Here is an 11441-nt window from a genome sequence, read left to right as displayed (position 1 = left end):
GAGTAGTCGACTACCCGTGAAACCGGCCCCGGGCCGGACGATGATCGAGATCGGTCAATCACCGCCGATAGCGTCATGCCGCGGTGCCGATCTCGGCGCTGGTGTCGCTATGGCTTTGCGGGCTTGGATGCAAAGTTGCTTGTGAGGGCGATCGACCTGCTAGACAAGGATCACCGGCGGTATGGGAGTCGCCGTGGCGGGCGGTATCGCCGCTCAGGTGTTTCGGGGCGACCGGCCGGTGAGAGGAGGAGCGATGTCCATCCGACGGAACGTCGTTGCGATAGCGGGGTGCGGCGATGGAAGCCGGTGAGGCCGGTCGGGTGCCGACCAATTCGTTGATCAGTCCGATGGCGGTGCAGACGCCAGAGCAGCTGACGCCTCAGCAGGCGACGATGACGGTGACGCATGTCGACGACGACACGAAGGTCACCACACGCATGGTCCTCCTCGAGTTGCGGTTCAACCCCGGAGACAACGCGAAGGCTGTGAACGATCGGTTCCGAAACCTGTGGCGGACCGTGTTTTCGGGGCCCACGGCACCGCCCGCGCCGACGTTGGTGGCCCGACACTACTGGCGATGCGTGCTGACCACCGATCAGATGCGGGCCCTGGCCGCCGCCGACGTTGCGGCCGCGGAAAGCCGCTCACCGCACGGAGTCCCGTCGATCTACCGCATCTGGCCCGACTATGTGCTGCGGGGCCACCTGGACCGCTCGGTCACCACGGTCAAAGCCGATGCCGCCGTGCGCACCTACGGCTGCGCCGGCAACGGCATCGTGTGGGCGGTGCTGGATTCCGGCATCGACGCCCGGCATCCGCACTTTGCCCGCTACGGCAACCTCACCGACCCGCTGGTAAAGCAGTGGCACCGCGACTTCACCATCGGCAACACCACACGCGGTGGGCCGTTGACCGACGTGCACGGGCATGGCACACACATTGCCGGCATCATCGCCGGCGTGGCGCCCGACCACGACGAACTGCTGATCGCATCCAATGAACCGACCGATCAAGACCTGCCGCGGTGGGCCCTGCGCACCCTGGACCCGGGAACCGTGTTGAGCGGGGTGGCCCCGCAGGCCAAGCTGGTCAGCCTGAAAGTGCTTGATGACGACGGAAATACGGTGTCCAGCGCGGTGCTCGACGCGATCGACTGGGTGCGCCGCGTCAACTCCGGCGGCCGCAGCATCCAAATCCACGGTGTGAATCTTTCGCTGGGTTCGGATTGGCCGCCCTCGGACTGCGCGGCCGGTCAAAGCCCGATCTGCCGAGAGCTCGATCTGCTCGCCGCCACCGGGGTGGCGGTCGTGGTGAGTGCGGGCAACGCCGGTGCGGCCGGAACGCTGAGCGGACCCAGCAACGATGTTCGGGGCCAGCTGTCCACTATCACCGACCCGGGCAACGCCGCCTCGGCGATCACGGTGGGCTCGGTGCATCGCTACAAGCCGCACACCTACGGCGTCAGCTTCGATTCCTCCAAGGGCCCGACGCTGGATGGGCGAAAGAAGCCGGACCTGGTGGCTCCCGGTGAGCGCATTACCTCGGCCGCGACAGGTTCGTTCGTTGCCGGCGTGGACGTTCTGGAGCCGCACAACCCCAAGCACCTGGCCCGCTACCGCGAAGACAGCGGAACATCGATGGCCGCCGCGCACGTGTCGGGGGCGATCGCGGCGTTCATGTCGGCCCGCACCGAATACATCGGACAGCCGCAACTGATCAAGCAACTACTCATGGACAGCGCCACCGATTTGGGCCGCCACGAGTTCTACCAGGGCGCCGGTCTGATCGACCTCATGCGCGCCCTGTCCAACGTCTAGCCGAAGCCGAGGTTCAACGCCATGACAACCATCCACGGATTGCCTTACTACGAAGTCGATTTCAACGCCGACGGCAGCCTCAACACAGCCACCGGCGCCGGCGCCGGCGGCCTGCCGGAGGTGATCGCCGCCGGCGGCATCACCGACCTGTTCGTGTTCTCTCACGGATGGAACAACGGCGTCGACTCCGCCCGCGACCTGTACGCGGCGATGTTCGGGCTGCTCGCAGACCAGCTGGGGGCCCGGACCGCCACCAGCGCCGCAGCCGGAATCATCTGGCCCTCATTGCTATTCCCCGACGACGATCCCGTCACCGCCAAGCCGGTACCATCCACCGGCGCCGAACTGGCGACCGCCCTGAGTCCGGCTTTCCCCGAGCAACAGCAGGACCTGACCACGATGGGCGCGCTGCTGGACCAAAAGCCGCAGGACCCGGACAAGCTGAGCCAATTCCACACGCTGGCCGGCGCTTTGGTGACAACGCAGTCGAACGCGGTGGAGGACCTCGGCGAAAACGCGTTCCTCCAGGATCCCACTGCCACCGTGCTGTCCTACGCCGGCGCGATGGCGCCGAAGGCCGCGAGCGGCGCCATGGGCGGCGCCAATCCGTTCACGACCATGTGGTCGGGAGCCCGGGAGGTGTTGCGCACCCTGAGCTATTACGAGATGAAAAACCGGGCCGGTGTGGTCGGTCAACAGGGGTTGGGCCCACTGCTGGCCGACCTGGCACAGCGTGACGCCACGCTGCGGATTCATTTGATGGGCCACAGCTTTGGCGCGCGGCTGGTGTCCTACGCGTTGGCCGGCCTCGGCGACGGGCATACCGGCGAAAACAGTCCGGTGAAGTCGCTGACCCTGATCCAGGGCGCGTTCTCCCACTTCAGCTTCGCCGACACCCTGCCGTTCGACCCGGGCCGCTCCGGTGCCCTATCCGGCTATGGCGACCGGGTCGACGGTCCGTTGCTGTCGACGTTCACCGCCGCCGACCGCGCCGTCGGATGGTGGTATCCGACGGCGAGCATGCTCAGCCGCCAAGACAGCGAGTCCGCGGCCGACCTGACCTACCGGTGGGGAGCGATGGGCCACGACGGATATCAGCGCGACCCCGCCCCCATCAAGGTGCCACTGGCGCCAGTGGGCTCACGATACGGGTTTGAGTCCGGCAAGTTCTACGCGCTGGACAGCAACCGGATCATCTGCGCCAACCAGTCGGCGTTCAGCGGCGCGCACAGTGACATCCGCCATCCCGAGGTGCTCTGGGCGGTCCTGGATGCCGCCGGTCTGTCCGCCTGAGAGCCCGAACCGAGTAGCGCACTACGCTATCGACCGAAGTGCGGGTGCGGACAGCATCGAGGGCAACCAGCACGCCAACCGCTGGCGAATTGCAAGCCCCGAAAGGCGACAGCCGTGCCCGCAACCATCGTTTTCGACCAGCAGGTCACCTTCGTCACCGATCCGGTAAGTCCCTGCGCTGGCGGCGATTTCACCGTCTTCTGGCAGGAAAAGAATGTCGGCGCCGACACCTCCACCGACTATCAGGACATCTTCGACCTCGATGATCAGGGCAGCGGCGACAGCCAATCACTGTCGTGCGATCCGCTGCTGCCTGGGCAGAGCGCGATGCGGTCGCTGACGTTCAACCTGCCCGCGGGCGACTATCGGATGAGCCTGGTTATCAATGGATCCGGCCCGATCGATCTGGGCAACGTCATCGTCGGCGAATGCTCGGTCGCCGCGCAGCCCTAGCTCACCGGCACGACATCCGACGACGCCGGCAACGCCTCACTTTCAGTTCACCCACCAGGAGTATTCATGACCAGTTCTGAAACCACCGCCGCCGCAACACCGATCGACCAGATCCGGACGCTGGCATTTCACAACGAATCGATCGGCATGGGATTCAACAGCCATACCGGCCAGGCCGTGGGCACCGCCCTGCAAGGTTTCACCGTCGGCGCCGATCCGGCCGCCTCCGGTCAGGAAGTAACTGCGGAGATCACCATCGTCAACTCGCAGGAAGAACTCATGGACAAGATGTCGATGTCCTTTTCTCTGCAAGGCCGTTACGAGTTCTTCTCAGCCTCAGCCAAAGCCAGCTTCTCCGAGCAAACCAACATCAACTCGACCTCGACGTTCCTACTTGCTCGATGCGTGGTGAAGAATCCGTTGACCCGCGGCCAAAACTTCGTTGTCAAACCGGATGCCGCAGCTTTGCTGAACACGAGTGAGGGTGAAGATACCTTCACCCGCGCGTTCGGCGACAGCTTCGTGCGCGGCCTGCAGACCGGAGGCGAGTTCTACGCGGTCATCCGCATCACCTCCCAGTCGACGGTGACCCAGACGAACCTGGCGACCTCACTGAACGCCGCGGCCGACATGCTGGTCGCCTCGGCGGACTTCAAAGCACAGTTCAACACCGCCAACACCAGCGCCGCGACCCGATCGGAATACACCGCGACGATGTATCAACGCGCCGGGAGCGGAGAGACCATCTCCCCGACGGTCACCATCGACGAGATTGCCGCGCGCTACCACCAATTCCCGCAGATCGCCAAGGACAACCCGGTCGCGTTCGAAACCGAGGTGGCCACCTACGACACGCTGCCCCTGCCCCTGCCTACTCCCGAGGAGCGGGACGACTTCCGGGCCGCCCTCGCCGACGCCCGCGACCACAAGATGCGCTACATCCAATCCCGCAACGACGCAGATTTCGCTCGGACGAACCCCCAATTCTTCACCGGTCTTCCTCCCAACGCCGTGCTGGCCGCTGCGTCGGCGAGTTACACCGCGCTGATCAACGCGGTGATCGACCACGCTGTGCGGCTGTCGAAGGGCCAATTCGACTCGCCCCAATTTTTCGACCCGCAGAAATGCACACCGCCGCTGACCGAGCCGCAGCCCATCATCTTCACCCGTGCCCCGGCGCCGCCGGCGCCGGTGACCCCGCCGGGCCCGGGCTGGAAGACGAGCACGATCGACACCAAGGGCGCGATGTTCCCCGTCGACGCCTATGTCAGCCCCAACGGTGTCGTGGTGGACAACCAGGGCCGGATGACGGTGCTGCCGGTTAACGGCCAGGCCCTGTCGACCGTCTCCGGGGCCAGCTTCCATCCGGGCGGCTTCGCCAACCAGATCACCGAACTCGACGCCACCGACGACGGGCTGCTGGCCGTCGATGTGAACGGCGCGCTCACCGTCGTGTGGGCGCCGCGCGGGCAGTCACCGAACCAGATCGCCCAGCTCGGCGGGGGCGGGTTCGCGCCCGGCGGTCACGTCACCCGCCCGTTCGTCTCGGTGTGCCTGACCGTGAACGCCGACGGTGTGCTCAAGGTGATCTGGTTGCCGGCGGCCCAGCCGTTCGGCCAGGCCACCATCCAGGCGGTCGCCGGGGCGAAGTTCGTCGCCGGCCAGCCGATGACCATGCCGATGGAGGTCGCCGCCGGCACCTTGTCGACACTGGCCATCGACGCAAACGGAACCCTGATGGAGGTTGTGATCAGCGAAACCCCGGCGCCGCCGTCCGTGCGTCCGGTTGTCGGCGCGCCGGCATTCCCGCCGGGCGCCCGAATCAGCAAGCCGACCGTCTTCGATGTTCAGACCGCCTTCTGTGTGGACACCCAGGGCCGATTGACCGGCATCTTCCGCGCGCCCAACCAGGGCTGGGCGACCCAGCCGGTGACCCCGCCGGGTGCGTATGCCCAGGGCGCTTTCATCAGCGACCTGGCAGGGGTGACTTTCCGGCCGCCCGGTGCCCCGCAGCCGGTGCTCGCGCCGCTGAGGAGTGCCTTCGCCGTCAATGCCGCCGGTGCGCTCACGGTGATCTCGATGCGGGCCAAGACCGAGTTCGACTCCCCGCGAATCGACGTGCTCGCGGGGGCGAGCTTCCCCACGACCGCTCGGCCCGTGGCTGCGCTGGCCAGCAACAACAGTGAGGTGGTCGGCTTCGCCGTCGACAACGACGGCCGCGTCATGCAGTACACCTTCAGCGGCCAAACCCAATCCTGGGAACTGTCACCTATTTCGGAGGCCCTGTTCCCGCCCGGCGGCGCCGTGAGCGACCATTTCGGCTTTCCTAACCAGTGCGTCGTCATCGACAAGGATGGCCTGGCCCACGTCATCGCCTTCCAGTGAACGGGCGAGGATCGCAACGACATCCGGCCACTCCGCGAAATCTGAAGCCCGAAAACACGAAAGCGCGGTAGCCGTCGACCGGCTACTCGCGCAATATTCGGGCGACGGGAATTCGCTACAGGATTCGGTGGTTCGCCCTGCCTACCTGGTATCCCATCGGGAAGGACTTCTCGATGACCTGCAGCTGGTGATCCACCCTGGACTCCAGCTCGAGCACCACGCAGCTATCGCTGAAGGATTTCGATTCGAGAACTATGTACCGCTGACCACAATCGGTGATCGGGTCGCCCGAGTGCAAGTTCTCGACCGACACCGACTCCGGAGTTACATCTGCCTCCATTCCTGACACGTTAGGTCAATTCCGCAAGTGAGGGAATAGACCGTTACGTGCGGTCGGCTTGGCGCTGACCCGCGCCGAGCGTAACGCCACGGCGAACAAACCGGCAGAATGTCGCCGTGACGTTACATTCGCGGGCACGGTCGTTGGTGTTCGTCCACGCCGACCGGACACTGAGCGAACACGTGCCCGCGCCACCCGACGCCGTCCGCGGCTTCTACGTGGATCTGGACAACATCAAGCTGGTGCATCCGCTGATCGTGTCCGTGGAAACGGTGTCCCGCAGCGAAACCCCCGACGGCTATCAGCAGGCCTACCGCGTCGTCGACCGGATCCCATTGGGGCCGTTCACCATTCGCACCGGGTATCACGCCCGGCTGCGGGTGCCCGTCAGCGGCGACGTGCTGACCGAGGCCGACCAGTCACCCGGGGTCCGGTTGCGCGGCACGGTGAGTTTCGATCCGGTCGACGGCGGCACCCGGATCACCGAGCGGATTTCGATCACCGCCCCGCGGCTGTTGGCCGGGGTGACCATCCGCGAAGCGGTCAAGGCGCACGTCAAGATGCTTGCCGGCATCCGCGGGCACTTCGAGGCCGGTTGAGCCGCTGGGACGAGTCCGCGCCCGTGGTCACACGCCGGCGAAATCGATGACGCCGCGAATGTTGCGGCCCTCGCGCAGGTCTGCCATCGCCTCGTTGATCTGGTCGAGCCGATAGTGGCGGGTGACCAACTCGTCGAGTTTCACCGCGCCGGCCTGATACAGCGACAACAGCATCGGCACGCTGGTGCGCGGATTCATCCCGCCGTACAGCGCGCCGCGCAGTTGTTTGGCCGACAGCGTCATCTCCTGCAGCACCAGCGGAACCGGCGGTTCGGTGAACGGGGTGATGCCGGTGAGCACGCAGACCCCGCCCTTGCGCAGCAGCGCCATCGCCAGCGGCAGCAAGTCGACATGCACCACGCCGGGGCAGACGACGACGCGGTCCGCCATCAGCCCGGCGGTGATCTCGTTGACCAGCGGTATCGCGTCCTGCGCGGAGGCGGCGGTGTGGGTGGCGCCGAAGATCTTGGCCGAATCCCGCTTGGAGTCAACCGGATCCACCGCGACGACGTACTTCGCACCCACGGCGCGCGCCCCTTGCAGGGCGTTCATCCCGACACCACCGGCGCCGAGGACGACGACGGTGTCGCCCGGTTCGGTGCCCGCCGAGACCGTCGCGGAGCCCCAGCCGGTGCTGACCCCGCACGAGACGAGCGAAGCGGCATGGAACGGGATCGCGTCGTCGATCTTGATGACCGACCTCTCCGAGAGCACCGCATATTCGGCGAACGTGCCGAGTTGCCCGTAGGCCAGCAAGTCTTCGTCGCCCAGGTGCCGCCGGCAGGTTCCGTCGGTCGGCATCTCCCGGACGAACAGGCTCGCCCCGATGTCGCAGATGTAGCTCTGGCCGTTCACGCAGAAGCGGCAACTGCCGCACGCCGGAATGAACGAAAGCGCCACATGGTCCCCCGGCCGCACCGACGTCACGCCGGACCCCACCTCTTCGACGACACCGGCACCCTCGTGCCCGCCGAGCAGCGGGAACCAGTCCGGCGCCGGCTGGCCGCTGGCGGCGATCGCCTCGGCCGTCGGGACCACGTCGCCGGTGAACAGATGGTCGTCGGAGTGGCAGATTCCGGCGACAGCCATCCGGACCATGACTTCACCCGCGTGCGGCGGGTCCAGCTCGATCTCGCGGATCTCCCAATCCTGGCCGACCCCGCGGATGACAGCGGCACGACATTTCATTTGCGACCTCCCTTTCGTGGCGTGGCGGGGCTCAGCGCGCCAGGCTCGCCCGTAGTTCACGCTTGAGCACCTTGCCGTAGCTGTTCTTCGGTAACTCGTCGACGAATTCGTAACGCTTGGGCCGTTTGAAGCGGGCGATGCGCTCCAGCAGATGGGCGTCCAGCGCCGCGGGTTCGACCGCGCCGACGATGAACGCCACCACCACCTCACCCCACTCCTCGTCGGGGGTGCCCACCACGCACGCCTCGGCGACGCCGGGATGCTCGAGCAGCACCTCCTCGACCTCCCGCGGGTAGATGTTGCTGCCGCCGCTGATGACGACGTCCTTCGACCGATCCCGCAGGGTGAGGTAACCGCGCCCATCGAACGAACCCATATCGCCGGTGTAGAGCCAGCCGTCGTTGAGCGCGCTGCGGGTCGCCTCGTCGTTGTGCCAGTATCCGGACATGACCGCGTCGCCGCGGCAGACGATTTCGCCGATCTCGCCGACGGGCGCCGGGCTGCCGTCGGCGCGCAGCACCGCGACCTCCATGCCCGACCGCGCGTGCCCGACCGATCCCAGGATCGCGTCGTCGTCCGACTCGTGATCGGCGCGGCGCAGTCCGGTGATGGTCATCGGTGATTCGCCCTGCCCGTAGATCTGCGCGAAGATCGGGCCGAATGCCGTGATCGCCTTGCGCAGGCTTTCGACGTACATGGGTCCGCCGCCGTAGACGATCGTCCGCAGATTGGCCGGGCGGCCGCGGCCCGTATCCACCAGCCGTTGCACCATCGTCGGCGCCAGGAACGCGCTGGCGCCCGGGTGGTGTGCGCAGAGGTCGAGGAACTCGTCGGGATCGAATGCGCCCGAGGCGGGCAGGATTTGCCGCGCACCGCGCAGCGTGTACGGCAGGATGTAAAGTCCCGAGCCGTGCGACATCGGCGCGGCATGCACCAGGCTGCAGTTCTCGTCCGGATCGTCGATGTCGGCGAGGTGGGCGACCGTCATCGCCGTGAGGTTGCGGTGCGAGAGCATCGCCCCCTTCGACCGGCCGGTGGTTCCGCTGGTGTAGAACAGCCACGCCAGCGCCGAGGGGTCCGTGCGCGGCGGCCGCGCCGGGGCGACGGCGAACCGCCGCGAATAGTCCTCGGAATCAAGGATTTCCGTGGGCGCCGCGGTCATCGGGGCGAGCTCGGCACCGATGGCCGACGACGCGAATACCCTTGCGGCGCCGGCGTCCTCGAGGATCTGTGCCATCTCGCGTGGGTGCAGCTTGTAGTTGATCGGGACGACGACACATTCGGCCGCCCAGATCGCGAACATCAGCTCGACGATCTCGGGGCGGTTGTGGGCCGCGATCGCGACACGAGCGCCCGCGCCGTGCTGCCCGCGGATCGACGCGGCCAGCCGTAACGCCCGGTCCCGCAGCTCGATCCAGGTGCACACCCGGCGTTCCCCGACGTACAGCGCGCCGCGGTCGGGGAACCGGCTCGCGGCCTGGTCGAGCATGGCGAACAGATTCATCGCTCGGTCCACCGCGACGACAGCCCGAACTCGGAGAGGTACTTCGTCGAGCTCCAGCCGCCGTCGACGACGATCGTCTGGCCGTTGATGAAACTGCCACCCGGCGAACACAGAAAGGCGACCGTGCTGGCGATGTCGTCGATGCGGCCCAACCGCTGATGCGGCGTCATCTCGGTGTTGATCTTGCGGAATCGCTCGTCCTCCAAGCGCTTCTCCACCATCGGCGTCACCGTCACCCCGGGGGCGACGGCGTTGCAGCGAATGCCGGACGCGCCGTACTGACAGGCGATGTGGGTGGTCAGCGCGGTCAGGCCGCCCTTGGCGGCCGAATACGCGCCGCCGCGCAGGCCGCCGACGACGGCGAAGGTCGAGGTGACGTTGATGATCGCCGACCCGGGTCCCATGTGTGGCAACACGTCGCGCGCCAGCCGAAACGGTGCCCGCAGCATCAAACCCAGGAAGTAGTCCAGGGTTTCGTCGTCGGTCTCGTGCAGCGGCTTGGGGCTACCGACTCCGGCGTTGTTGATCAGGAAGTCGATGTGGCCCCACCGGTCGACCGCGAGGTCCACGATGCGGCCCGGCGCGTCGTCGTCGGTCAGGTCGACCGCCAGCGTTGCGACGCGATCCGGATCACCGACCGCCCTTGCCAGTTCGGCCAGCCGACCTTCGTCGCGGCCGGTGCCGAGGACCGCCATGCCCATCTCGGCGAGCTTCGTCGCGCACCCCAAGCCGATACCGCTGCTCGCGCCAGTGACGATTGCGACCTGCATCTCACCCATCCTTCGTCAACTCCTGCGCCAAGGCCGCGCGGATCCGATGCTTGAGAACCTTGCCCGCGTCGTTCTTCGGCAGGGCATCCCAGATCACGACCTGTTCGGGCGCCTTGAATTTGGCGACGCCCTTGCTCACCAAGAGCGCAAGCAAACTCGCGACATCCGGGGTCGCCACACCGGTGGGAACGATCACCGCACAGGCCCGCTCTCCGGTACGGTCGTCGGGCAGCCCGACGACCGCGATCTCGGCGATGCCCGGATGGTCGGCGAGCAGGTCCTCGACCTCCTTGGCCGAAATGTTTTCGCCGCTGCGGATGATGACGTCCTTGGCGCGGCCGGTCACCACCAGGTACTCGTCTTGCGAGCCGGATGAGACCCAGCGTCCGAGATCGCCGGTGCGGAAAAAGCCTGCGTCATCGAAAGATTCGGCGCCATCCTCGGGATGGAGATAACCCTGCAGCATCTGCGGGCCGCGCACACAGATCTCCCCGTCACCGGTGGGCGCGGTCTCATGGGCGACGAGCTTGATCTCGGCGATCCCGGGCCGGCCGTCGGTGTCCGCCGCGGCACCGGCCTCGTCGGGCCGGGGAGCACCGACGGTCGCGACGGGCACTTCCGTGCAGCCGTACACCCGGGTGATCACCGCGCGATCGAAATACCCTGCGGCGCGGCGGATCAACGACGGCGACACCGACGCGCCGCCGCAGATGAACACCTTCAGGTCCGGCAGACGGGTGCCGGCGCGCTCGGCGGCCGACAGCAGCTGCTGCAGAAACGGCGTCGCACCGGCCATGTGGGTACACCGCTGCGAGTCCATCAGCGTGACCGCCTCCGCGGCGTTCCACCGGTCCATCAACACCGCGGTGGTGCCCAGCAGCAGTGGGCATTCGAAGGCGTATATCGAGCCGCCGATGTGGGCGACCGGCGATGGCACCAGGAAGGTGTCACCCGGTGCGATCATCCAATGTTCGCGGATCTGGCAGATCAGCGCGTGCATTGAGTTATGGGTGTGCAGCACGCCTTTAGGGCGACTCGTGGTGCCCGACGTGTAGAGCACCATGCGCACGGAGTCGGGATCCAGCGCCGGCA

10 protein-coding genes are annotated in these 11441 nt (G+C 66.7%); 5 read left to right on the top strand and 5 right to left on the bottom strand.

Annotated elements, in window-relative coordinates:
- Nucleotides 1-296 precede the first annotated feature (296 nt).
- The 4 genes from A5624_RS22570 (at nt 297) to A5624_RS22555 (ending at nt 5948) form a co-directional block, all read left to right on the top strand.
- Entirely contained in the window at nt 297-1817 is a 1521-nt protein-coding gene (locus A5624_RS22570; protein ID WP_231997950.1) for a S8 family peptidase, read from the top strand.
- Nucleotides 1818-1838: 21 nt separating this feature from the next.
- On the top strand, nt 1839-3110 hold the full coding sequence (locus tag A5624_RS22565; protein ID WP_066871331.1) for a serine/threonine protein kinase: 1272 nt from the start codon (nt 1839-1841) through the stop codon (nt 3108-3110).
- A gap of 114 nt (nt 3111-3224) precedes the next feature.
- Nucleotides 3225-3563: a hypothetical protein gene (locus A5624_RS22560; RefSeq protein ID WP_066871328.1), complete on the top strand. Its 339-nt coding sequence runs from the start codon at nt 3225-3227 to the stop codon at nt 3561-3563.
- 66 nt (nt 3564-3629) lie between these two features.
- Nucleotides 3630-5948, top strand: coding sequence for a hypothetical protein (locus tag A5624_RS22555; RefSeq protein ID WP_066871325.1), 2319 nt, complete (start codon nt 3630-3632; stop codon nt 5946-5948).
- Nucleotides 5949-6063: 115 nt separating this feature from the next.
- On the opposite strand, the gene A5624_RS22550 is transcribed toward A5624_RS22555, so the two are convergent.
- Entirely contained in the window at nt 6064-6288 is a 225-nt protein-coding gene (locus A5624_RS22550) for a hypothetical protein (RefSeq protein WP_066871322.1), read from the bottom strand.
- 116 nt (nt 6289-6404) lie between these two features.
- On the opposite strand from A5624_RS22550, the gene A5624_RS22545 reads away from it, so the two are divergent.
- Nucleotides 6405-6887 (top strand): SRPBCC family protein, encoded by a 483-nt coding sequence (locus tag A5624_RS22545; protein WP_066871319.1) that lies wholly within the window; start codon nt 6405-6407, stop codon nt 6885-6887.
- Between the two features lie 27 nt (nt 6888-6914).
- On the opposite strand, the gene A5624_RS22540 is transcribed toward A5624_RS22545, so the two are convergent.
- The 4 genes from A5624_RS22540 to A5624_RS22525 all read right to left on the bottom strand — a co-directional run.
- The gene (locus tag A5624_RS22540; protein WP_066871316.1) at nt 6915-8075 is read right to left on the bottom strand and encodes an NDMA-dependent alcohol dehydrogenase; all 1161 of its coding nucleotides are present in this window, start codon (nt 8073-8075) and stop codon (nt 6915-6917) included.
- 31 nt (nt 8076-8106) lie between these two features.
- The gene (locus A5624_RS22535; protein WP_197519013.1) at nt 8107-9579 is read right to left on the bottom strand and encodes a long-chain fatty acid--CoA ligase; all 1473 of its coding nucleotides are present in this window, start codon (nt 9577-9579) and stop codon (nt 8107-8109) included.
- Nucleotides 9576-10358 (bottom strand): SDR family NAD(P)-dependent oxidoreductase, encoded by a 783-nt coding sequence (locus tag A5624_RS22530; protein WP_082976136.1) that lies wholly within the window; start codon nt 10356-10358, stop codon nt 9576-9578. Before A5624_RS22530 ends, A5624_RS22535 begins: the two co-directional genes overlap by 4 nt.
- The coding region (locus tag A5624_RS22525) for an AMP-binding protein (protein WP_156749143.1) at nt 10351-11441 on the bottom strand (1091 nt) is incomplete at its 5' end. The genes A5624_RS22530 and A5624_RS22525, both read right to left, overlap by 8 nt.

The sequence above is a fragment of the Mycobacterium sp. 1482292.6 genome (genome assembly GCF_001672995.1).
Taxonomy (GTDB): Bacteria; Actinomycetota; Actinomycetes; order Mycobacteriales; family Mycobacteriaceae; genus Mycobacterium; species Mycobacterium europaeum_A.
This window is presented reverse-complemented; position numbering and strand designations above follow the sequence as displayed.

Coding starts and splice junctions, on each gene's coding strand:
- A5624_RS22550 (WP_066871322.1), bottom strand. CDS start 6,288: ATGGAGGCAGATGTAACTCCGGAGTCGGTGTCGGTCGAGAACTTGCAC.
- A5624_RS22555 (WP_066871325.1), top strand. CDS start 3,630: ATGACCAGTTCTGAAACCACCGCCGCCGCAACACCGATCGACCAGATC.
- A5624_RS22565 (WP_066871331.1), top strand. CDS start 1,839: ATGACAACCATCCACGGATTGCCTTACTACGAAGTCGATTTCAACGCC.
- A5624_RS22570 (WP_231997950.1), top strand. CDS start 297: ATGGAAGCCGGTGAGGCCGGTCGGGTGCCGACCAATTCGTTGATCAGT.
- A5624_RS22530 (WP_082976136.1), bottom strand. CDS start 10,358: ATGGGTGAGATGCAGGTCGCAATCGTCACTGGCGCGAGCAGCGGTATC.
- A5624_RS22535 (WP_197519013.1), bottom strand. CDS start 9,579: ATGAATCTGTTCGCCATGCTCGACCAGGCCGCGAGCCGGTTCCCCGAC.
- A5624_RS22540 (WP_066871316.1), bottom strand. CDS start 8,075: ATGAAATGTCGTGCCGCTGTCATCCGCGGGGTCGGCCAGGATTGGGAG.